This is a genomic window from Sphingopyxis jiangsuensis (assembly GCF_016734905.1).
Taxonomy (GTDB): domain Bacteria; phylum Pseudomonadota; class Alphaproteobacteria; order Sphingomonadales; family Sphingomonadaceae; genus Sphingopyxis; species Sphingopyxis jiangsuensis.
Genome location: NZ_JAERPO010000003.1, coordinates 64,690 through 84,511, shown reverse-complemented (window position 1 = coordinate 84,511; position 19,822 = coordinate 64,690). Strand labels below are relative to the sequence as shown.

The 19,822-nt window shown below is 65.1% G+C and carries 24 protein-coding genes; 7 read left to right on the top strand and 17 right to left on the bottom strand.

The window, feature by feature from the left end:
• Positions 1-71 precede the first annotated feature (71 nt).
• The 5 genes from JI743_RS13350 to recQ form a co-directional block, all read right to left on the bottom strand.
• Positions 72-1,067, bottom strand: coding sequence for a sterol desaturase family protein (locus JI743_RS13350; protein ID WP_330902851.1), 996 nt, complete (start codon positions 1,065-1,067; stop codon positions 72-74).
• Complete coding sequence (locus JI743_RS13345) at positions 1,060-1,467, bottom strand: hypothetical protein (protein ID WP_201928843.1); 408 nt, start codon at positions 1,465-1,467, stop codon at positions 1,060-1,062. The genes JI743_RS13350 and JI743_RS13345 overlap by 8 nt, the downstream gene beginning before the upstream one ends.
• Positions 1,464-1,898, bottom strand: a complete 435-nt coding sequence (locus tag JI743_RS13340; protein ID WP_201928842.1) for a TIGR01244 family sulfur transferase — start codon at positions 1,896-1,898, stop codon at positions 1,464-1,466. Before JI743_RS13340 ends, JI743_RS13345 begins: the two co-directional genes overlap by 4 nt.
• A 552-nt stretch (positions 1,899-2,450) precedes the next feature.
• Positions 2,451-2,942 (bottom strand): hypothetical protein, encoded by a 492-nt coding sequence (locus tag JI743_RS13335; RefSeq protein ID WP_201928841.1) that lies wholly within the window; start codon positions 2,940-2,942, stop codon positions 2,451-2,453.
• 159 nt (positions 2,943-3,101) lie between these two features.
• Positions 3,102-4,874: a DNA helicase RecQ gene (gene recQ, locus JI743_RS13330; protein ID WP_201928840.1), complete on the bottom strand. Its 1,773-nt coding sequence runs from the start codon at positions 4,872-4,874 to the stop codon at positions 3,102-3,104.
• 157 nt (positions 4,875-5,031) lie between these two features.
• Here recQ and JI743_RS13325 point away from each other — a divergent pair, with 157 nt between their 5' ends.
• Positions 5,032-6,078 (top strand): phytase, encoded by a 1,047-nt coding sequence (locus tag JI743_RS13325; RefSeq protein WP_236660004.1) that lies wholly within the window; start codon positions 5,032-5,034, stop codon positions 6,076-6,078.
• Here the strand turns inward: JI743_RS13325 and JI743_RS13320 are convergent.
• Genes JI743_RS13320 through JI743_RS13305 form a run of 4 tightly spaced genes read right to left on the bottom strand, consistent with a single transcriptional unit; the run spans position 6,075 to position 8,065 of the window.
• Positions 6,075-6,743: an aquaporin gene (locus tag JI743_RS13320; RefSeq protein WP_201928838.1), complete on the bottom strand. Its 669-nt coding sequence runs from the start codon at positions 6,741-6,743 to the stop codon at positions 6,075-6,077. The genes JI743_RS13325 and JI743_RS13320 overlap by 4 nt on opposite strands.
• Positions 6,740-7,246: an arsenate reductase ArsC gene (locus tag JI743_RS13315; RefSeq protein WP_201928837.1), complete on the bottom strand. Its 507-nt coding sequence runs from the start codon at positions 7,244-7,246 to the stop codon at positions 6,740-6,742. Before JI743_RS13315 ends, JI743_RS13320 begins: the two co-directional genes overlap by 4 nt.
• 4 nt (positions 7,247-7,250) lie before the next feature.
• Positions 7,251-7,724: an ArsI/CadI family heavy metal resistance metalloenzyme gene (locus JI743_RS13310; protein ID WP_201928836.1), complete on the bottom strand. Its 474-nt coding sequence runs from the start codon at positions 7,722-7,724 to the stop codon at positions 7,251-7,253.
• Positions 7,721-8,065, bottom strand: coding sequence for an ArsR/SmtB family transcription factor (locus tag JI743_RS13305; protein ID WP_201928835.1), 345 nt, complete (start codon positions 8,063-8,065; stop codon positions 7,721-7,723). Before JI743_RS13305 ends, JI743_RS13310 begins: the two co-directional genes overlap by 4 nt.
• 406 nt (positions 8,066-8,471) lie before the next feature.
• On the opposite strand from JI743_RS13305, the gene JI743_RS13300 reads away from it, so the two are divergent.
• Complete coding sequence (locus JI743_RS13300) at positions 8,472-8,780, top strand: hypothetical protein (RefSeq protein ID WP_201928834.1); 309 nt, start codon at positions 8,472-8,474, stop codon at positions 8,778-8,780.
• 162 nt (positions 8,781-8,942) lie between these two features.
• On the opposite strand, the gene JI743_RS13295 is transcribed toward JI743_RS13300, so the two are convergent.
• From JI743_RS13295 to JI743_RS13275, 4 genes are all read right to left on the bottom strand, one after another.
• Positions 8,943-10,757, bottom strand: a complete 1,815-nt coding sequence (locus JI743_RS13295; protein ID WP_201928833.1) for an ABCB family ABC transporter ATP-binding protein/permease — start codon at positions 10,755-10,757, stop codon at positions 8,943-8,945.
• 310 nt (positions 10,758-11,067) lie between these two features.
• Positions 11,068-11,574, bottom strand: coding sequence for an LptA/OstA family protein (locus tag JI743_RS13285; RefSeq protein WP_390881096.1), 507 nt, complete (start codon positions 11,572-11,574; stop codon positions 11,068-11,070).
• A 65-nt stretch (positions 11,575-11,639) separates the two neighbouring features.
• The gene (gene lptC, locus JI743_RS13280; RefSeq protein WP_201928830.1) at positions 11,640-12,278 is read right to left on the bottom strand and encodes an LPS export ABC transporter periplasmic protein LptC; all 639 of its coding nucleotides are present in this window, start codon (positions 12,276-12,278) and stop codon (positions 11,640-11,642) included.
• A gap of 13 nt (positions 12,279-12,291) precedes the next feature.
• A complete protein-coding gene (locus JI743_RS13275) occupies positions 12,292-12,909 on the bottom strand; it encodes a ribonuclease D (RefSeq protein ID WP_201928829.1) in 618 nt (205 codons plus the stop codon).
• A 262-nt stretch (positions 12,910-13,171) separates the two neighbouring features.
• On the opposite strand from JI743_RS13275, the gene JI743_RS15350 reads away from it, so the two are divergent.
• Positions 13,172-13,927 (top strand): cold-shock protein, encoded by a 756-nt coding sequence (locus JI743_RS15350; protein WP_201928828.1) that lies wholly within the window; start codon positions 13,172-13,174, stop codon positions 13,925-13,927.
• Between the two features lie 52 nt (positions 13,928-13,979).
• On the opposite strand, the gene JI743_RS13265 is transcribed toward JI743_RS15350, so the two are convergent.
• The 4 genes from JI743_RS13265 to JI743_RS13250 all read right to left on the bottom strand — a co-directional run bounded on the left by JI743_RS13265 (position 13,980) and on the right by JI743_RS13250 (position 16,201).
• A complete protein-coding gene (locus JI743_RS13265; protein ID WP_201928827.1) occupies positions 13,980-14,435 on the bottom strand; it encodes a Dps family protein in 456 nt (151 codons plus the stop codon).
• Between the two features lie 107 nt (positions 14,436-14,542).
• Complete coding sequence (locus tag JI743_RS13260) at positions 14,543-15,121, bottom strand: TMEM165/GDT1 family protein (RefSeq protein ID WP_201928826.1); 579 nt, start codon at positions 15,119-15,121, stop codon at positions 14,543-14,545.
• Between the two features lie 33 nt (positions 15,122-15,154).
• Entirely contained in the window at positions 15,155-15,484 is a 330-nt protein-coding gene (locus JI743_RS13255) for a hypothetical protein (RefSeq protein WP_201929092.1), read from the bottom strand.
• A 72-nt stretch (positions 15,485-15,556) separates the two neighbouring features.
• On the bottom strand, positions 15,557-16,201 hold the full coding sequence (locus JI743_RS13250; RefSeq protein ID WP_201928825.1) for a GGDEF domain-containing protein: 645 nt from the start codon (positions 16,199-16,201) through the stop codon (positions 15,557-15,559).
• A 210-nt stretch (positions 16,202-16,411) separates the two neighbouring features.
• Here JI743_RS13250 and purE point away from each other — a divergent pair, with 210 nt between their 5' ends.
• The 4 genes from purE to JI743_RS13230 are packed head-to-tail and all read left to right on the top strand — an operon-like array spanning position 16,412 to position 19,662.
• Positions 16,412-16,912, top strand: coding sequence for a 5-(carboxyamino)imidazole ribonucleotide mutase (purE, locus tag JI743_RS13245; protein WP_201928824.1), 501 nt, complete (start codon positions 16,412-16,414; stop codon positions 16,910-16,912).
• Between the two features lies 1 nt (position 16,913).
• Positions 16,914-17,990: a 5-(carboxyamino)imidazole ribonucleotide synthase gene (locus tag JI743_RS13240; protein WP_201929137.1), complete on the top strand. Its 1,077-nt coding sequence runs from the start codon at positions 16,914-16,916 to the stop codon at positions 17,988-17,990.
• Positions 17,987-18,481, top strand: coding sequence for a dihydrofolate reductase (locus tag JI743_RS13235; RefSeq protein ID WP_201928823.1), 495 nt, complete (start codon positions 17,987-17,989; stop codon positions 18,479-18,481). Before JI743_RS13240 ends, JI743_RS13235 begins: the two co-directional genes overlap by 4 nt.
• Entirely contained in the window at positions 18,481-19,662 is a 1,182-nt protein-coding gene (locus tag JI743_RS13230; RefSeq protein ID WP_201928822.1) for a dipeptidase, read from the top strand. The genes JI743_RS13235 and JI743_RS13230 overlap by 1 nt, the downstream gene beginning before the upstream one ends.
• Positions 19,663-19,822: the final 160 nt, after the last annotated feature.

Below are 19,822 nucleotides of genomic sequence, written 5' to 3'. Positions count from 1 at the left end.
TCGCCGCCGGGTCGGCGGTCGCCTGAGTGCTTACATGAATGTCATTAGGGGGAGAGGCAAGACCAATCCCGTCACCCCGGGCTTGACCCGGGGTCCCGCTTCATAGCGGTGAAAGAGCGGGACCCCGGATCAAGTCCGGGGTGACGGGATAATTGTTCCGCCGCTTCCTCGACCGGCAGCCCCGCCGCCCAACGCTCCTTGATCGTCGCGCTCGTCGCGCGGCTGCCGTCGTGGCTCCAGCCGGGTTCGCGCCACAGATAGTCGAGCTTGTGCCGCCACGGCGCGTGCCACACATCCTTGGCGATGCCGACCCACTCGTGCACCGCGGCCCAGAGGATGTTGAAGCTGCCGAGCTGTTTGACGATGCCATAGCGCACCGGCTCGTCGTCGCGTTCGGCAACGAAGCTGCCGAACACCCTGTCCCAGATGATGAACACCCCCGCATAATTGGCGTCGAGGTAGCGCGGATTGACGCCGTGATGGACGCGGTGGTGCGACGGCGTGTTCATCACCGCCTCGAACCATCGCGGCATCCGCCTGATCGCCTCGGTATGGATCCAGAACTGGTAGATCAGGTTGAGCCCCGCGCAAAAGAACACCATCGCGGGCGGAAAGCCGATCAGGAACAGCGGCAGGCGAAAGATGAAGCCCAGGCTGAAAAAGCCCGTCCACGTCTGCCTGAGCGCGGTCGACAGATTATAATGCTGCGAGCTGTGGTGGATGACATGGCTCGCCCAGAACCAGCGCACCCGATGCGCGCTCCTGTGAAAGACATAATAGGCCAGATCGTCGAGGAAGAAGCAGAGGACCCACGCCCACCACCATTCGCGAAACGCAAGGCCGATGTCGAAAAGGCGGAACTGGTACACCCACACCGCCATGCCGACGACCGCCGCGCCGACGAGCGCGCCCGCGACCTGGCTGCCCGTCCCGAGCATCAGCGAGGTCAGCGTGTCGCGCGCCTCGTAGCGGCTCTTGTCGGCGCGCAGCGACACGACCATTTCGACGAGCAGCAGCAGGATGAAGGCGGGCACCGCATAGACGACCGGATCGGGAAGCTCAGGCACGCGCAATCTCCCGCATCCGGCTCGCCCACATGCCCGCCTCCTTGCCCAGGTGCAGCGTCACCGCGCCGAAGGTCCGCTCGGCCATGGTCAGCGTCAGGAAATCCTTGTCGAGCCGCCCGATGACGCTCGCATCGACCGGCCGCGCGGCAAAGAAATTGCCGTGCGCGCGCACCAGCATCATGCGCCCCTCGGCGTTGCGGACGATCGCGGCAAAGCCCGCGCGGTCGCGCGCGACCTCGACGCCGCCGAACCCCGCCTCGGCCTCTTCGGCAAGGCGGATCGCATGCTCGGCATCGGCGATGCGCGGGTCGGCGCCGAGCCCGATGCGCCCGACGAGCCAGGCGACGACGAGCACCGCGACAAGCGAACCGCCCGTCTGAATCCAGAAGGCCGTCGTCATTTCCCGCCGGCGAGCGCGTCGAGCATCGGCCGCAGTCCCGTCAAATCATAGCCCGCCTTCGCCGCCGCATTGCAGATCGCATCGACATCGTCGCCCGCACGCGCCCGCGCGAGCGCCCACAGATGCGTCGAGCGCGTGCCCGAGCGGCAATAGGCGAGGATCGGCCCCGTCGCATCGGCCATCAGGGCGTCGAGCGCGTCGATCTGCGCATGGCTGAAACCCGCATGGCCGATCGGGATGGCGGCATAGGCGAGTCCCTCGGCCGCGGCGGCATGGCCGATTTCGGCGCCCTGCGGTGCCGTCGGCTCCTCACCGTCGGGCCGATTGTTGACGATCAGCGCAAAGCCCTGCGCCCTCGCTTCGGCAATATCGTCGAGACCGATCTGCGGCGCGACGCTGAACTGGGCGGACAGGGGACGAAAATCGCTCATGCAAAGCATCTACTCCTGCCCTCCGCCCGCTGACAAGCGTGAAGCTGCGCCGGCAACCAAAGGCGTCGGCTTCGGGGTGGAAATTTGCCGTAAATCCTCCCTGTGGCGCAGCCATGGGGAGGGGGACCGCTCGCGAAGCGAGGGGTGGAGGGGCCGCGACGCCAGCGCCATCAGCCCCTCCGTCAGCCCTCCGGGCTGCCACCTCCCCATGGCTTCGCCACAGGGAGGATCAAACGGCCGCAACCGGTCGCCACCAGACCTTCGTCATCCCGGCGAAGGCCGGGATCTCACCCTCTCGGTTTACCGCACCGGCGAGATCCCGGCCTCCGCCGGGATGACGATATATGAACGTCGGCAATTGACCGCTTTCCAACATTCCAATGTTCGTTCGTGTCGAGCGAAGTCGAGACACCCATCGACACACCGCCTATCCCGATAGGCATCTCGACTTCGCTCGATGCGAACGGGATTGGGAGCGGCCGCGCAACCGGTCGAGTCCGGTCATCGCATCCAGATCGGGACTGAATGGCCAAAATGGGATGGAAAGCAGACCTAGCGTTTGGGAGCCGGGACCGAGACAAAGATCGGGTTGGGATTTTGACCGCGGCATAATTGAAAGTCGCCCGTCTCTCGATTTTTGAACCGCGTTGGCCAACCGCCCAAGCAGTCCGTTGGGGTAGTGTCTATATCATCGACGATCGCGAGTGACATGGAATTGATCCGCGCTTCTCCAATTAGGCAGTTCAAATTAGCCTTCGGCATTCCATCAATTTTGACGAACGATGATCCTGCATAGTCTAAACCGGGCGTGTCAGTTACGAACCGTTTGATCTTACAATTCCTGATGAGCTTTGCGCTCAAAGGGCCGTCCTTCGGCTGGTGGTTCGGCCCAAGGATGTAGTCAAAGTTATCGTCAATCACCCGAAGATACTGAGTTGCTGGTTCGTGTGAATACCATGCGGCCACGCCAGCACTTGCAATCGCAAATGCAGCGCCGGTCAACATTCCGATGAGAAACGATCGTCGGTTTACCACTCTCGTCATGACGTAGGCTTCTAATCATGTTTTCTGTGTCCGCAATCGGTCGCTACCAGACACTCGTCATCCCGGACTTGATCCGGGATCCATAGCAGCGCCGAAGTCATGGATCCCGGATCAAGTCCGGGATGACGGCGAAAGCAATGCTCAACGACAATCCGGCGCTCAATACTGCCGGATCACCGCCAGGAACGCATCGCCCCATGCTTCGAGCTTCTTTGCCCCCACGCCGGGGATTGCCGCCAGTTCGGCACGCGTCGCGGGCCGTTCGCTCGCCATCGCGCGCAGCACCGCATCGTGAAAGACGACATAGGGCGGCACGCCGGCTTCGGCGGCGAGGTCGCGGCGCGTGGCGCGCAATGCGTCGAACAGCGGATCGCCGACGGGGTTCGCCGCCGCGCCGACCCCGCGTTCGCGCCGCGTGCGTTTGACCGGCGGCTCGGCCATCAGCACCGGCGCCTCGCCCTTCAGCAGCGGGCGCGCCGCGCGGCCGAGCATCAGCCCGCCATGTTCGGTCGTATCGAGCGCCTCGCGCGCGACGAGCGTGCGCACGAGCGGCTTGATCAGCCGCGCCTCCTCGCCCTCGACGATGCCGAACACCGACAGCTTGTCGTGCCCGCGCGCCGCGACGCGCTCGTCGCGCTTGCCCGTCAGCACCGCCTCGACATGCCCCGCGCCAAAGCTCTGCCCGGTGCGATAGACTGCCGAGAGCAGCTTTTGCGCGAGCACCGACACGTCGAGCCGCGCGGGCGGGTCGAGGCAGGTGTCGCAATTGCCGCACCGTTCGGGCGGGTCCTCGCCGAAATGGCGCAGCAGCAGCGCGCGGCGGCACTCGACCGTCTCGACGAGCGCGGCGAGCGCGTTCAGCCGCGCGCGCTCGCCCGCGATGCGCGCCTCGGGAAGTTCGGACAGCCGCATCCGCGCGCGCGCAAAATCCTCGGCGCCCCACAGCATCAGTGCCTCGGCGGGGTCGCCGTCGCGCCCCGCGCGCCCGGTTTCCTGATAATAGCTCTCGATCGACTTCGGCAGCCCGGCATGCGCGACGAAGCGCACGTCGGGCTTGTCGATCCCCATGCCGAACGCGACCGTCGCGGTGACGATGCCGTCCTCCGACGCCACGAAGTCATGCTGCACCCGCGCGCGCCGTTCGGGGTCGAGCCCCGCGTGATAGGCGGCGACGCTGCGCCCCGTCGCGCCCGCGAGCCGCGCCGCCATCCGCTCGGTGCCGTCGCGCGTCGGGCAATAGACGATGCCGGGGCCGGGGTTGGCGGCGATGAAGTCGGCTAGCTGGCGCGCCGGGCTGATGCGCGGCGTCACGCGGTAGCGGATATTGGGCCGGTCGAACCCCGCGAGCACGAGCCCGTCGGCGGGAATGCCGAGCTGGACCAGAATATCCTCGCGCGTGTGTCGGTCGGCGGTCGCGGTGAGCGCAAGGCGCGGCACCGCAGGAAAAGCGTCGAGCAGCGGGCGCAGCAGGCGATAATCGGGGCGGAAATCATGCCCCCATTCCGACACGCAATGCGCCTCGTCGATGGCGAACAGCGCGGGCGGGCGGGCGGCGAGCAGCGCGCGAAATCCCTCGCCCGTCGCGCGTTCGGGCGCAATATAAAGAAGATCGAGCTCGCCGTCGCGATAGGCCTGCCGCGTGTCGGCGAAATCGGCATCGACGCTGGTCAGCGACGCCGCGCGAATCCCCGCAGCGCGTGCGCCGCGGAGCTGGTCGTGCATCAACGCGATCAGCGGCGAGATCACCACCACGCATCCCGAAAATGCCACCGCCGGAAGCTGATAGGTGAGCGACTTGCCCGCGCCCGTCGGCATTACGGCAAGCGTGTGCATGCCCGCCATCACCCGGTCGACGACATCGCCCTGCCGTCCGCGGAAGGCGCCGAATCCGAAGGTTGATTTCAGGAGGGGGAGGAGAGCTTCGGCCGACATTGACTAGCGCGATAGGCAGTTTGGTCGCGCGAGGGAAGCCCGCGCGCCGCGTCCGGCCGCGTCCGGCCGCTCCCCGCCGCGCCTCGCCGCGCCTCGCCGCGCCATGCAACTGCCGCGCGCCGCGAACCGTTGCAATGGTGGAGGTTTGAGGTCCGCTATGCCTTTATCGTTCCTTCTCGCGGCGCTTCTGTCCGCGACGCACCAGCCGGGAGGTCGCCCGCTGCCCGAAATTCCCGCGCGCGTCGAAACCGCGCCGGTCACCGACAGCCGCGGCGACCGCGCCGACGATCCGGCGATCTGGCGCAATCCGGCCGATCCCGCGGCAAGCCTCGTCATCTCGACCGACAAGAAGGCGGGGCTCGCGATCCACGACCTGTCGGGCCGGCTGCTCGCCTTTCAGCGATTGGGCGACATCAACAATGTCGACCTGCGCGACGATGTGCCGATCGCGGGAGCGCGCGCGACGCTCGTCGCGGCATCGGACCGGAGCGACAAGGACGACCCGCTGCTCCACCTGTTCCGACTCGACCCCGCGGCGCCCGCGCTGGTCCCGATCGGCACGGTCGCGCTTCCCGATGGCCAGGCCTATGGCCTTTGTCTCCATCGGCGGGGCGACGCGATCGACGCCTTCATGGTCTATAAGGAAGGGATCGTCGAACAGGTCGCGCTCGACCTTGCAACCCTGCCGGCGCGGGGCCGTGTCTTGCGCCGCTTCGACCTCGAGAGCCGAAGCGAAGGCTGCGTCGTCGACGACCGCAGCGGCCAGCTCTATGTCGCTGAGGACAAAGTAGCCATCTGGCGCATAAACACCGCCCCTGACCGGCCGATGGCGCCCATCAAGATCGCCGATGTCGATGGTGTCCATCTTCATAAGGACGCCGAAGGGCTAGCGCTGCTTCCTGTTGGGGCGACGCGCGGCTTTCTTTTCGCGTCGAACCAGGGCGACGACAGCTATTCGGTGTTCCATGTCCCCGACGGCGCGTTCGTCGGCAGTTTTCGGATTCGCGGCGGCGCCATCGACGGAACCGAGGAAACCGACGGCATCGCCCTGCATGCGGGCGATTTCGGACCGCGATGGCCGGGCGGGCTTTTCGTCGCGCACGACGGGAAAAATCGCGACGAAAAGGGACGCAAGGCGCCGCAGAATTTCAAGCTTGTTCCGCTGGGCGCCATCCTCGCGGCGCTTAGGATCGACCCCCGCTAATCGGCCGCGGGAGAGAAGAGCGAGCGCGCGATAGCGTAAGCCGCGACCGCCCCCGCAAGCTGTGCAGCGATAAAGGCCGGGACATCGGCGGGCGCGATGCCGGCAAAGCTGTTCGACAGGCTGCGCGCGACCGCAATCGCCGGATTGGCAAAGCTGGTCGACGAGGTGAACCAATATGCCGCGGTGATATAGAGCGCGACGCTCGGCGCGACCCATTCGGCGCGGTGACGCAGCGTGCCGATGATGGTGAGGATGAGGCCAAAGGTCGCGATGAACTCACCCGCCCATTGCCCCGCGCCGGTGCGCGCCTTTGCCGAGAATTGGACGATCGGCAGGTCGAACATCAGATGCGCCGCCCACACCCCCAAAATGCCGCCAACAATCTGCATTGTGACATAAAGGAGAGCGCGGCGCGGCGCGATTGCGCGGCCGAGCGCCATCACGAGCGTAACCGCCGGGTTGAAATGCGCGCCCGACACGGGGCCGAGCATCGCGATGAGCACGAACAGGATGGCGCCGGTCGCAAGCGCGTTGGCGAGAAGCGCGATCCCGACATTGCCGCCCGACAATTGCTCGGCCATCACGCCTGAGCCGACGACGGTCGCGAACAGGAAAAAGCTGCCGAGCCCTTCGGCGAGCAGGCTGCGCGAAAGCCCCTGCGTCATGCCGCGCCCTCCATCTTGCCGATATGCCCCAGCGCCTCGCGCAATTCGTTGCGCCCCATCGTCTCGATTGGCAGCGCAAACATTGCCGTTGCGCGCGCCTCGAGCAGGCGCCAGGTTTCGGCAAAGGCGGCATCCTCCGCTGCTTCGCCGCCCGGAGTATCGGCAGGGTCGGCGAGACCCCAATGCGCGCGCACGGGAGCGCCGACGAACAACGGGCAGGCTTCTCCCGCCGCGTTGCCGCAGACGGTGATGGCAATGTCGATTCGCGGCGCGCCGGGTGCTGCAAACTCGTCCCAGCTTTTCGACCGGAACGCCGCCATATCATAGCCCTTCGCAGCGAGCAGCCGCAGCGCCGCCGGGTGCGGCGCACCCTTGGGCTGGCTGCCCGCGCTAAAGGCGCGCACGCGGCCTTCACCCATGCGCGCGATCAGCGCTTCGCCCAAGATGCTGCGCGCCGAATTGCCCGTGCACAGCACCAAAATCCCCGGCTTCGCCCCCGCCATGGCGTCAACAGCAGGTGGCGGGAGCGGGCTTGGCCGCGGCCGGGACGCAGCAACTTCCTTCGGCCGCCGCAGGCGATGCGAGCGGCGCGAAATCGGGGCTGTCGCCATAAACGGTGGCTTCGCCATTGGTCAGAAACGCTTCCCACACGACGCCGTCGGGATCGGCGATCCAGCTTTTTTCGGACTTGGCATAGCAACAGGTCGTCGCGCCTTCCTCGAGCACCGGCGCGCCCGCATCCTTGAGCCGGCCATAGACCGCGGCGAGCTCGTCGGCATCCTCGACCTGGATCCCGACATGTTCGACCCCGCGATGCGCGCCGTCGCGCACCGAGATGGCGAAATTGATGCGCGGATCGTCGAGCATCCATTTGGCATAATCATCCTTCGTCACGCTCGGTGTCGCGCCGAAAAGTCCCGTGTAAAAGGCAATCGACTTGTCCAGGTCGGCAACGCCGACGTGCATATGAAAACGGCTCATGCGCTTTTCCTTTCTTCGTCTGTAATGGGTTCGCACGCGGTGTCGGGCGCGCAGGCCCCGCCACCGCAGCAATTTTCCATGAGGAAGCCGACGAGCGCGTTCATCGCGCGATAGTCAGCCGAATAGATCAGCGACCGGCTCTCGCGCCGCTGCACGATCAGCCCCGCATTGGTGAGCTGAGTCAGATGGTGCGACAAGGAGGATGCGGGCACCCCCAAAGCCCCGGCAATCGCCCCCGCTGCCAAGCCCTCAGGCCCCGCCTGCACCAGCAGCCGGAACAGCGCGAGGCGATGCTCCTGCGCAAGCGCGCTTAAGGCGCGAATGACGGGTTCGGACTCCATATCGGCCTCTATAATTCGATGATTGTCGAACTATGGAATTATAGAGAGGCAGTCAAGGACTATTTTTGCGAGATCGATTGGCTAAAATCGGGGCGACGATGTGCGCGTCGTTCGAACCCAGTTAAAATGTCGCGGCCAATATACTGAGAAAAGTGAAAACTGAATTGCATTGTGCGGCCGCGCTGTCCGGGCGATGGCATGGCTACAACCGTGCCAACGCGCAATCCCCCGTCGCATCACTCTTGCACATGATCTAACTCATTGAATTATATATCATTCATATTTTTCACAATTATTCAACGGCTAGGCAAAGACTGCTCCCGGCACAGCGCATATTTTCCCCATGCGAGGCGACCCAATACCTTGCACATGAACACGCACACATGCTGTCGAAGGGAGATTGATCATGAAGACAATCATTATAGCGGCCGCGGGGCTTGCAACATTGGCCCTTGCCGGTGGTGCAATGGCCAAGGACATCGAACGCAAGGCCCAAATCTATGGCGCGACAGAATCCGAGGCATGCGAAAAAACGAAGCGAAATGCGCAGAACCAGTTAGGTAGCGCCCAGCTTTTGTCTTTCGATCCGTGCACGTGCGGGATTGCTTCGTTCACCAAGCCCGGCGCTAAAAATCGCTATTGGTGTCGTACGGTGGCGCATGGTCGCTATCCCGACCGCGAACGCAAGCCCATGGGACATTCATCACCGCGGTAGCAGCAGGTCAGCAGCCTGGGCACGACCGGACGGACAAATTCTGGTCGTGCCACCTTGCGGCGCTTGTCTCAAATATTCGACGGCGCGTTTCTCGCCATAAATTTTGTCCCACAATCCGATCAAACTCGTCCGTGGCCCCAGTCGGCAAAGCGGCGCAGAAAATTATACCGTCCCCTCCTCAACCTCCGCCTGTTGCCGCGCCCACATGTCGGCGTAGAGCCCGCGCATGCGCAGCAGTTGGTCGTGCGTCCCCGTCTCCGCGACATGGCCCTTATCCAGCACGATGATCCGGTCGGCGCCCGTCACCGTCGACAGGCGGTGCGCGATCACCAGCGTCGTGCGGCGTTGCGCGATGCGGTCGAGCGTGCCCTGAATCGCCGCCTCTGTGCGGCTGTCGAGCGCGCTCGTCGCCTCGTCCAAAATCAGCACCGGCGGGTTTTTAAGCAGCGTGCGCGCAATTGCGACGCGCTGCTTCTCGCCGCCCGACAGCTTGAGACCGCGCTCGCCTACCTCGGTCTCATAACCTTGCGGCAGCGTGGCGATGAAGTCGTCGATCGCGGCGCCCTCGGCCGCGGCAGCGACTTCTTCGGCGTTCGCGTCCTCGCGGCCATAGGCGATGTTATAGCCGATGCTGTCGTTAAACAGCACCGTATCCTGCGGAACGATGCCGATCGCCGCGCGCAGGCTGGCTTGCGTCACCGCCTTGATATCCTGTCCGTCAATTGTCACGCGCCCGCCCTGCGGGTCATAGAAACGGAACAAGAGCCGCGCGATCGTCGACTTGCCCGCACCCGACGGCCCGACGATCGCCAGCGTCTCGCCCGCGCCGACAGCAAAGCTGACGCCGTTCAGGATCGTGCGGTCGGGCTCGTAGCCGAACACCACATTCTCGAACATCACTGCTCCGCCGTTCACGACGAGCGCCGCCGCGCCCGGCGTGTCGGCAATCTCGGACGGCGTGTCGATCAGGCGGAACATCGCCTCCATGTCGATCAGGCCCTGGCGGATGATGCGATAGACCATACCGAGCATGTCGAGCGGGCGGAAAAGCTGCGCGAGCAGCGTGTTGACGAGCACGACGTCGCCGACGGCAAATTCGCCGCGCGACCATCCCCACACCGTATAGGCCATCGCCCCCGCCATTGCGGCGTTGGTGATCAGGCTCTGCCCGATGTTGAGCCAGGCGAGGCTGTTCTCGCTTTTCACCGCGGCGCGGGCATATTGGTCGGCGACGTCGCGATAGCGCGCCGTCTCGCGCGCTTCGGCTCCGAAATATTTGACCGTCTCGTAATTGAGCAGGCTGTCGACGCTACGCCCGACAGTGAGCGTGTCGAGGTCGTTCATCCGCGTACGTAGCGCATTGCGCCAGTCGGTCACGCGCCGCGTGAAGATGATATAGACAACGACCATCAGCGCGGTCGCGCTTGCAAGGCCAAAACTGAACTTGGTCCAGAAGATGATGAGCACTGCCGCGAGCTCGATGATCGTCGGCGCAATGTTGAACAGCAGGAAATAGAGCATCGTGTCTATGCTCTTGGTCCCGCGCTCGATCACCTTCGTCACCTCGCCCGTTCGCCGCGCAAGGTGGAAGCGCAAGCTCAGCGCATGCAAATGCGTGAAGGTCGCGATTGCCAGCTCGCGCGTCGCATCCTGCCCGACGCGCTCGAACACAACATTGCGAAGATTGTCGAACAGCACGCCGGCAAAGCGTGCGCCCGCATAGGCGAGGACCAGCCCGATCGCGAGCGCGATCCCCTCCTCCATCCCCGGCGCCATCCGGTCGATCGCCGCACCATAGAGGAAGCCCATCGACAGCTGTACGCCCTTCGACGCGAGGACGATCAGCGCCGCGAGGACGATGCGCAGCTTGTGCCCGCCATTCCCCGCAGGCCACAGATAGGGAAGGAATCGCTTCAGCGTCGCAAGGACGGGAGGCTCGCGGCCCGTATCGGCGGAGGTGGCGGTATCGGGCGGCATGCGCGCCCCATGTAGGGGCGCGGGCGCCGAACGCCAACCAGCGATATTCCTATTGCGGCGGTCGCGGGCCGCTGTGACGAATGATCCGCTCGATCAGGCGGCGCTCGTCGCTCGTCGGCCCGGTCACCGCAGGCGCGGCAGGATCGGTCTTGCGGTGACCGAACATCGGGCGACGGCGCGGAAGGAAGGCGGAAAGGGGCATGGGGGCTGGCTTTCGCTATGCGACGCCGCCCCCCCGGAGCGCCGCAAATCATCTGGTCCCTGCGGCGATAGTCGCGCGGCGTGGTTTCAAATCTGCGAAGGAAGCTGGTTACTGCTTTCTTTCCGGAACCGTGAAGGTCCCCGTCACGCGGCCGCCCGTGCCGCCTTCGACCGGATTGCCGTCAGGTCCGCGCGCCGCGCCGCGCCCGTCGACAGTCGCGCGGCCGCTGTTGAGGTCGATGACAAGCCGTCCGCCCGACAGGCGGTTGCCGCGTTGGCGCAGCTCGACATTGCCGACCATCGTGATCAGCCGCCGGTCGAGGTCGTAAATGGCGACATTGCCCGACGCGCGCTCGTCGCCCTTCACCACCGTCACCCCGCCGGTCGCGTCGAGCCGATTGACGTCGGTGCCGCCGGCGCGCGTGTAGGCGACCGTCATGCGCGGCGCGGTGACGGTCAGACCCGCCTGCGTCACGCGGACATTGCCCGCGAGCACGACGCGGTCGGCACGGTCCTGCACCTCGATCGTCCCCGCCGCGAAATCGACCGGCGCATTGCTGTTGTGGTTGGCCAGCGCCTGCGCCTGCGCCGCATCGCCGCTGCCGACCGACAGCATCGCGAGGCCGGTCAGCGCAAAGCCGGCGCCAGCAAGCGCAAGGCTCCGGATGGACGATAGGCGGGTCATTTGATCACTCCCTGGTTGATCCGCAGCCGGGCATTGCCCGACAGCCGCACGATACGCGTATCGAGATCGGCGGTGAGTTGATTGGCCGAAAAGCGACCGATGTTCAATGTGCCGTCGACGCCGCCGCGCCCGACGAGGCTGCGCCCCTTAAGGTCGAGCGCGACATTGCTCGCGTCGATCCGATAGCCGTCGGCGCTGCGCACCTGCACCGTACCGGGAACCGCGACCGTTTCGCTTTCCATATCATAGGCGCCCTGCGCCGCGGCTATGGTTGCCGGCCCCTCGGCAAGGTTGATCGCGCCCGATAGCTGACGCATGAGCACCACTGGCTCGGTCGAGCTTTGCTGCACCGCGCTACCTGCCACGAGCGCGAAAGGCTGCCCCTTTTCGTCCTGCCCGCGATATTCGGCACGCGTGACGCGCATCCGCTCCTTGGCGACCTCGACCTTGTCCTTCGCGAGCAGAAAGCTGATCTCGGCGCGCTGGGTGAAAGGCGAAAAAACAAGGATCGCCGTAATGACGCCGATCAGCAACGGCAGACCATAGCGCAAGATGCGGATCACCCGGTCGTGACTCGACCCGCTCGCCGCCCAGATCCGGCGCATCGTGCGATCGAGGTCGGCGCGTTCGGACATGCGACTCGGAGACCTAGCTGTGCGCGAAAATATCGACCTCGGGCCAACCGGCAAGGTCGAGCGCCGCGCGCGTCGGCAGGAAATCGAAGCAGGCCTGCGCCAATTCGGCGCGCCCTTCGCGCGCGAGCCGAGCGTCGAGCACCTCCTTCATTGCATGGAGAAAGCGCACATCGCTCGCCGCATAGTCGCGCTGCGCTTCGGACAATTCGGTGGCGCCCCAGTCGCTCGACTGCTGCTGCTTCGACACCTCTTGTCCCAGCAGTTCGCGGACCAGTTCCTTCAGCCCGTGACGGTCGGTGTATGTGCGCACAAGCTTGGACGCGATCTTGGTGCAATAGACGGGTGCCGTGACGATGCCGAGCGCATGCTGCAGGGCGGCGATGTCGAATCGCGCAAAATGAAACAGTTTCAGCCGGTTAGCATCAGAAAGTATCGCCTTGAGAACCGGCGCGTCATATGTGCTTCCAGGGCCGAAGCGGACCAGATGCTCGTCGCCCGACCCGTCGCTGATCTGGACGAGACACAACCGGTCGCGCAGCGGGTTGAGCCCCATCGTCTCGGTATCGACCGCAACGGCGCCCGAACCCAGCACGCCCTCCGGCAGATCCTCTTCATGAAAATAGACTGTCATGCCAGCCGCCTTAGGCCAAGCCGCCGCGCCGCTCAATGACTGGTTTTGCGGGGCACCGCCGTCGCCGCGCTCCATCCGTGAAATGCCGTGAAAGCCGCTGGCACGGCTGTGAATTTTCTGTTCGCAGACCTGACGCAATTAGGCTATATCTTGCGCCGTTAGCGGCACGGGGCGAGTCTGTGCCCATGGTGAACTGCGTCCCCGTCCGGCGCAATGAGCCGGTTGAATGGGGTGCGGACGAACCGAAAGCGACTACTAAGCAATGAGTTTCAACAAGGATCGCCGTGGCCATCGCGGACGCGGCAAGCGCGATGATTTCGGCAATTTCGACAGCTTCGAACCCGCGCCCTACAGCGGCGACAGCTTTGGCGGCGGCAATCGCGGTGGCGGTTTTGGCGATCGCGATCGCGGAGGATTCGGCGGCGGTGATCGCGGCGGCTTCGGCGGCGGCGGAGGCGGAGGCGGCGGCTTCGGTGGTGGACGCGGCGGCGGCATGCCGGCGCAGGTCGTCGGCGAGGGCCAGGGCCAGGTAAAATTCTTCAACCCCGCGAAAGGCTTTGGCTTCATCGCACGCGATGACGGCGGCGAAGATGTCTTCGTCCACATCAGCGCCGTCGAGCAGGCGGGTCTGCAGGGTCTTGCCTCTGGGCAGCCGCTCGGCTTCACGCTCGTCGAGCGCAACGGCAAGGTGTCGGCCATCGACCTCAAGATCGAGGGCGAACCGATGCCGGTCGAAGAATTCGCCCCGCGCCCGCGCGAGGATCGACCCGCAGGCGGCGCCCGCGGTCGTCGTCAACTGACCGGCGAACGCGCGTCGGGCACCGTGAAGTTCTTTAACACGACCAAGGGCTTCGGCTTCATCGCACGCGACGATGGGCAGGCCGACGCCTTCGTCCATATCAGCGCGGTTCAGCGCGCGGGCATGGCCGGGCTCGAAGAGGGCGACCGCGTCGCGTTCGATATCGAAGTCGACGACCGCGGCAAGTTCGCTGCCGTGAATATTCAGCCCGAACAATAATTTCCGTCCAGGAATGAAATGGGGGCGGTCCTTTCGAGGGCCGCCCCTTTTTTTATCCGTCGAGCGTTGCTTTCAGGAACCAGATGCGTTGCTCGGTCTCGTCGGCCCAACCATCGACCAGGCCGCTCGTCGCAATGTCGCCTTGCTCCTCTGCGGCAGCTTTCGCCGCCTTGATCTGCGCGAGAAGCGTTTCATTGTCGGCGGCAAGGTTGCGCACCATCGTGTCGGCATCGACCTTTTCGGCGTCGTCATCGCGAATCGTCTGACGGCGACCGACCTCGCCAATCGACCGCAGCGTCACCGCGCCATTTTTGCGCACGCGCTCGGCAATCAAATCGGTGGTCGCAAGGATTTGGGCAGCCTGCTCGTCGAACAGCAGGTGCAACTGGCGGAAGCGCGGTCCCTGCACATGCCAGTGGTAATTCTTGGTCTTGAGGTAGAGCGCATAGCTGTCGGCAAGCAGCGCATTGAGCGCATCGACGACGGCAGGCTGGTTCTGCTGGGGCATGGGAGAATCCTTTCCTTTGCTTTGCCCCCATATAGGGCGTCGCAACGGATTTTTCCCACAAATGCTGCCTGCCACTATCATCGACAAACTCGATGAAACAAATGCAATCACGCGCTTTCGGCGATTAATCCAAAGGCCCGCAGCGTGGTTGCGGCCGCCCAGATCGCGAGAAGCGCAGCACTCAACAGGCGAACATAGCGAACCAGCTCCGTCGCCGCGAGCGCTGGACCAAATGCGAAAAAGGGCAAAGTCGCGAGCAGCCAGCCGACAAACCCACCTGCGGCCGCCCACAGCCCCGCCCCGCTGGTCGCCGCCAACGCGGCGATCAGGAAGTGGCTGCGATCGCCAAATTGCAGCAGCAACAAGCGCACGCCCAATCGCGCCGGCGGCACGCTGACGATCGCGCCGTCGTCGGGCATAAGCCGACCACGCCACAGGAGCGCGACTGCCGCCGTGGCCAACGCAAAGGCAACGAACAGCGCCACAACGCCCTGCCCGACCATCCGGTGGAGAAGACTTCCCCCCACCGCGGCGACCAGCGCGTTTACGATGAAGCTTGCCGCCGCAGCCACAACGACGACACGGCCGTCGTCACGGGTGGCGATCAGCCGGGACAGGAAGGAGCCGCTGCGCCCATCTGTATTGGCTAGCAACACCGCAACCAGCGCGATCATGATGGCATCCATGCCCTTATCCCGCTCGGCCGCTGCGCGTCGGCGTCAGTCGCCGAGGCGGTTCGCGACCGAAGCAAGCCAGGCTTCGTGCATCGCCGCCGATAGCGGCCCGCTCGGCACATTGGCCGCGTCGCTCATGGCATCGAGATAGGTCAGGATCGCCGCTCGCTGTCCGCCGGTCGCAACGGTCGATTCGAGCCGACTGGCAAGCGCCTCGACAGCCGCGAAACCATTGTCGCGTGCGAGGCAGCGAATATCGTCGATGCCCTGCACAATCTGCGCAAGCGCGCAATGCGGCAACGCTTCGGCCAGCGCCGCGATCTGCCCGGTGATCCGGTCGTGCATATCCTGGAAATAGTCGCCCTGCACCCGCATGACACTCACCCCCTTCGATTGGTCGAGGATGCGCGCATTTGGTTAACGGGCGGTTAGGAAACTGGTTGCGGGTCAAACGTCGCCGCAAGGATCGTCCTGGCGCTGCTTGCTGCGATACATATCGCGGTCGGCCGCCGCGAGGATTTCGGACTCGGTGGCCCCCGCAGTGAGCATCGCAACCCCGAAGCAGGCAGACAATTGGATCTCGTGTCCGTCAAAGATCGCCGGCTCGGCGCTCAAGACATGGCAGAGTCGGTTGACCTGCACACGCGCGCCATCTTCGGTCGACTGGTCGAGGATCAGGCCGAATTCGTCGCCGCCAATGCGTGCCGCTACATCGGTCGCACGAATCGACGATGCGAGCCGGTTGGCGATTTCCATCAGCGCAAAGTCGCCGGCCGCATGGCCGAGGCTGTCGTTGATGCTCTTGAGTTGGTTGACGTCGACAAAGACCACGGCGGCGGATTCGGCATGGCGCTCGAACCGCGCAAGCCGTTGATGAATGGCGGTCAGGAAATAGCGGCGGTTGAACAGTGGCGTCAGCGTGTCGCGCTCTGACACGCGCTCAAGCTCGGCGACCGCAATCTTCAGAATGCGGTTTTCGCGGCGCAGGACGTCGCGTTCGCGGCGCAGTTCGCGCACCTGGTCGTCAATGGAGTCTACGGATGCGAAGGCGGTCCGGTCGACCGCGATCCGTGCTCCCCCTACGCTGTCCATCCAAAGTCCCCGAAATGAACGCTTTTCCCCGTCGGCCCCATACCGATCGATGTTCCGTGGCTGACCCTAAACGGGACATGATACCAATAGGTAAACGCACTCCGATTTGCCGATCGACCGCAAAGCCGACGCGGTGGCGTTGCCCACGCGCGGGCGAGCCGCTAGGGGGAGCAGGATCGACGATTCATCATCGGACGTGGAGGGATTTCAATGGGCGACAGCAGACCGCTTGTCGGGGTCATCATGGGCAGCCAGTCGGACTGGCCGACGATGGCGCATGCGGTCCAGATACTCGAGGAGTTCGGAATCGCGCACGAGGTCCAGATCGTCTCGGCGCATCGCACGCCCGACAGGCTCGTCGCCTATGCGAAGGGAGCGGCCGACCGCGGGCTTCGTGCCGTCATCGCTGGCGCTGGCGGCGCGGCGCACCTGCCCGGGATGGTCGCTTCGATGACGCGCGTGCCGGTGCTCGGCGTGCCCGTCCAGTCGGCGGCGCTGAGCGGATTGGACAGCCTTTTGTCGATCGTCCAGATGCCGGGCGGCGTTCCCGTCGCGACCTTTGCTATCGGCAAGGCGGGCGCAACCAATGCGGGGCTGTTCGCCGCAGCACTTCTTGCGAACGACGACGCAGCGCTCGCGCAAAAGCTCGACGCCTGGCGCTCCGCGCAAAGCGATAGCGTCGCTGCCATTCCGGTTCGCGAGGGGCAATAGCTTGCTGCCACCCGGATCGACGATCGGTATCCTCGGCGGTGGGCAGCTCGGGCGAATGCTGTCCGTCGCGGCGGCGCAGCTCGGCTATCGCACCCATATCTATGCACCCGACTCCAAAAGCGTCGCCGCCGATGTCGCGGCGCATCACACGCAGGCTGCGTGGGACGACGAGCCGCGTCTCGCTGCCTTTGCCGCTGCCAGCGACGTCGTCACTTTCGAGTTCGAGAATGTTCCTGTCGACACCGTCCGCTTTCTGTCGGGCCATGTCGCGGTGCGCCCCGGTGTCGCGGCGCTCGAAGTCGCGCAGGATCGGCTGGCCGAGAAGAATTTCGTCGTGTCGGTCGGCGGGCGACCCGCGCCCTTCGCGCCCGCTCCCGACCGGACGGCGCTCGATGCCGCCATCGAAATGGTCGGCACTCCCGCGATCCTCAAGACCGTGCGGATGGGCTATGACGGCAAGGGTCAGGCGCAGCTCGCGGCGCCTGCCGACGCCGATGCGGCATGGGACGCCATCGGATGCCACCCGGCGGTCCTCGAAGGCTTCGTCGATTTTGCCCATGAATTTTCGGTTCTGCTCGTGCGCGGCATCGACGGCGAGGTGCGCTATTGGGATTCGCCGGTTAACGTCCATGGCGCCGGCATTCTCGCATCATCATCGCTTCCCGCTCCGGCTGCGGTCGCCGGCCAACAGGATGCGGCGCGCGCCTTGATGGCGGAGATTGCCGAAGCGCTCGACTATATCGGGGTGCTCACCGGCGAGTTTTTCGTCGGTGCCGACGGTCCGATCTTCAACGAGATGGCGCCGCGCGTCCACAACAGCGGTCATTGGACGATCGAAGGTGCGGTGACGAGCCAGTTCGAAAACCATATCCGCGCCGTCGCCGGCCTGCCGCTCGGCGACACGGCGACGACGGCGCTGCCCGTGGTGATGCGCAATCTGATCGGCGCCGATATCGCCGCGGTGCCTGCGCTGCTCGCCGACGGCCGTGCACATGTTCATCATTATGGCAAGGCCGAGGTGCGCGAAGGCCGCAAGCTCGGCCACGTCACCTGGGCCGGAGCCGAACCCGAAGCATGAACCACCCCGAAATCACGCTGATCATCGCGCGCGCCGCCAACGGCGTTATCGGGGCTGATGGCAAGATGCCGTGGCACCTTCCCACCGACCTCCGCCGCTTCAAACAGCTGACGATGGGGCGCCCGATGATCATGGGTCGCAAGACTTTCGACAGCCTGCCCGCGGTGCTCGAGGGCCGCCGCCATATCGTACTCACCCGCCATCCCGACTGGCACGATGAGGGCGCTGAACCAGTGGCAACGGTCGAAGAAGCGCTGAAACTCGCCAATGCGCCGCATGTGATGGTGATCGGCGGCGCCGAAATCTATCGCCTCTTCTTTCCGCTTGCCGACCGGATCGAGCTGACCGAGGTCGCCATGGAACCTTCGGGCGATGCGATCATCGCCTATCCCGACGCCGCCGATTGGCAGGAGGTGGCGCGCGAGGACCATCCAGCGGACGCCGCGGGCCGCCCTGCCTTCAGCTTCGTCACGCTCGCGAGGCGGCGCTGATGCGTCGCTGGCCGCTTCTTGTCCTACTCCTTCTGGTCGTCGGCGCCGCTGCCTTTTTCGTACTCGCGCCCGGGATCGTCGAGCGCGGCCTCAACCAGATCGACGGCAAGCCGCTGCCGCAAGTGAGCGAACGCGCCAAGGCGTTGCACAGGACGCTGACGATCGTCGACCTGCACAGCGACAGCTTGTTGTGGAGCCGCGACTTTACCGACCGCGCCGAGCGCGGCCATATGGACCTGCCGCGGCTGAGCGATGGCAATGTTGCCTTGCAGATTCTGTCGAGCGTCACGAAGACACCGAAGAACCAGAATTACGACGCCAACGGCGCCGACAGCGACAATATCACCAGCCTTGCCATCGCCCAGCTCCAGCCGCTGCGGACGTGGGATTCGCTCCTCGAACGCTCGCTTTGGCACGCGGAAAAGCTTCACCGCGCCGCCGCGGGCGAACCGGGCGCGCTCCGTACCGTCGCGGTGCCCGCCGACATCGACGCGCTGCTCGCCACGCGCGAAGGCCGTGACGTTCCCGTCGGCGCGATGCTCAGCATCGAGGGGCTGCAGAACCTCGAAGGCGAGATTGCCAATCTCGACAAGCTTTATGCCGCCGGCTTCCGCATGGCGGGACTGACGCATTTCTTCGACAATGATCTCGCCGGCTCGATGCACGGCCTCGAAAAGGGCGGTCTCACTCTCTTGGGCCGCCGCATCGTCGAGCGCATGGAAGCCAAGGGCATGATCGTCGACATCGCGCATTGCTCGCGCGCCTGCGTCGCCGACGTCCTGAAAATGGCGCGCCGCCCGGTCGTGTCGAGCCACGGCGGAGTGCAGGCGACGTGCCGCGTCAACCGCAACCTGTCGGACGAACAGATTCGCGGCGTCGCGGCGACCGGCGGGCTGATCGGGATCGGCTATTGGGATGCGGCGATCTGCGACACCTCGCCCGCGAGCATTGCCAAGGCGATGAAGCATGTCCGCGACCTCGTCGGCATCGCGCATGTCGCGCTCGGCAGCGACTATGACGGCGCGACCACGGTGCGCTTCGACACGTCGCAGCTCGTGCAGGTGACGCAGGCGCTGATCGACGCGGGCTTCACCACCGACGAGATTCGCGCCGCGATGGGCGGCAATGCGCTTCGCGTGTTGAGGGCGGGGCTGGTTCCCTTGGGCCCGCCCGCGCCATGACCATGCCACACATCGGCTCGACCACCATGAAGCCCCTCCCCTTCAGGGGTGGGGGTGGGGTGGAGGCCAGCAGCCTTGCACATTGCGCGCAGCCTACCCCGCTGCGACCAGCGAACCAGTTCGCAAGTCTCTCTGCCCCTCTCCTGAATGGGAGCGGTAG

Excerpts from the sequence above, each read along its gene's own strand:
- JI743_RS13305 (WP_201928835.1), bottom strand. The coding sequence starts at position 8,065 with ATGGAGTCCGAACCCGTCATTCGCGCCTTAAGCGCGCTTGCGCAGGAG.
- JI743_RS13265 (WP_201928827.1), bottom strand. The coding sequence starts at position 14,435 with ATGCCCCAGCAGAACCAGCCTGCCGTCGTCGATGCGCTCAATGCGCTG.
- purE (WP_201928824.1), top strand. The coding sequence starts at position 16,412 with ATGGGCGACAGCAGACCGCTTGTCGGGGTCATCATGGGCAGCCAGTCG.
- JI743_RS13335 (WP_201928841.1), bottom strand. The coding sequence starts at position 2,942 with ATGACGAGAGTGGTAAACCGACGATCGTTTCTCATCGGAATGTTGACC.
- lptC (WP_201928830.1), bottom strand. The coding sequence starts at position 12,278 with ATGTCCGAACGCGCCGACCTCGATCGCACGATGCGCCGGATCTGGGCG.
- JI743_RS13315 (WP_201928837.1), bottom strand. The coding sequence starts at position 7,246 with ATGGCGGGGGCGAAGCCGGGGATTTTGGTGCTGTGCACGGGCAATTCG.
- JI743_RS13310 (WP_201928836.1), bottom strand. The coding sequence starts at position 7,724 with ATGAGCCGTTTTCATATGCACGTCGGCGTTGCCGACCTGGACAAGTCG.
- JI743_RS13285 (WP_390881096.1), bottom strand. The coding sequence starts at position 11,574 with ATGCTGTCGGTCGGCAGCGGCGATGCGGCGCAGGCGCAGGCGCTGGCC.
- JI743_RS13325 (WP_236660004.1), top strand. The coding sequence starts at position 5,032 with ATGCCTTTATCGTTCCTTCTCGCGGCGCTTCTGTCCGCGACGCACCAG.
- JI743_RS13275 (WP_201928829.1), bottom strand. The coding sequence starts at position 12,909 with ATGACAGTCTATTTTCATGAAGAGGATCTGCCGGAGGGCGTGCTGGGT.
- recQ (WP_201928840.1), bottom strand. The coding sequence starts at position 4,874 with ATGTCGGCCGAAGCTCTCCTCCCCCTCCTGAAATCAACCTTCGGATTC.
- JI743_RS13235 (WP_201928823.1), top strand. The coding sequence starts at position 17,987 with ATGAACCACCCCGAAATCACGCTGATCATCGCGCGCGCCGCCAACGGC.
- JI743_RS13320 (WP_201928838.1), bottom strand. The coding sequence starts at position 6,743 with ATGACGCAGGGGCTTTCGCGCAGCCTGCTCGCCGAAGGGCTCGGCAGC.
- JI743_RS13345 (WP_201928843.1), bottom strand. The coding sequence starts at position 1,467 with ATGACGACGGCCTTCTGGATTCAGACGGGCGGTTCGCTTGTCGCGGTG.
- JI743_RS13300 (WP_201928834.1), top strand. The coding sequence starts at position 8,472 with ATGAAGACAATCATTATAGCGGCCGCGGGGCTTGCAACATTGGCCCTT.
- JI743_RS13230 (WP_201928822.1), top strand. The coding sequence starts at position 18,481 with ATGCGTCGCTGGCCGCTTCTTGTCCTACTCCTTCTGGTCGTCGGCGCC.
- JI743_RS13340 (WP_201928842.1), bottom strand. The coding sequence starts at position 1,898 with ATGAGCGATTTTCGTCCCCTGTCCGCCCAGTTCAGCGTCGCGCCGCAG.
- JI743_RS13250 (WP_201928825.1), bottom strand. The coding sequence starts at position 16,201 with ATGGACAGCGTAGGGGGAGCACGGATCGCGGTCGACCGGACCGCCTTC.
- JI743_RS15350 (WP_201928828.1), top strand. The coding sequence starts at position 13,172 with ATGAGTTTCAACAAGGATCGCCGTGGCCATCGCGGACGCGGCAAGCGC.
- JI743_RS13255 (WP_201929092.1), bottom strand. The coding sequence starts at position 15,484 with ATGCGGGTGCAGGGCGACTATTTCCAGGATATGCACGACCGGATCACC.
- JI743_RS13260 (WP_201928826.1), bottom strand. The coding sequence starts at position 15,121 with ATGGATGCCATCATGATCGCGCTGGTTGCGGTGTTGCTAGCCAATACA.
- JI743_RS13295 (WP_201928833.1), bottom strand. The coding sequence starts at position 10,757 with ATGCCGCCCGATACCGCCACCTCCGCCGATACGGGCCGCGAGCCTCCC.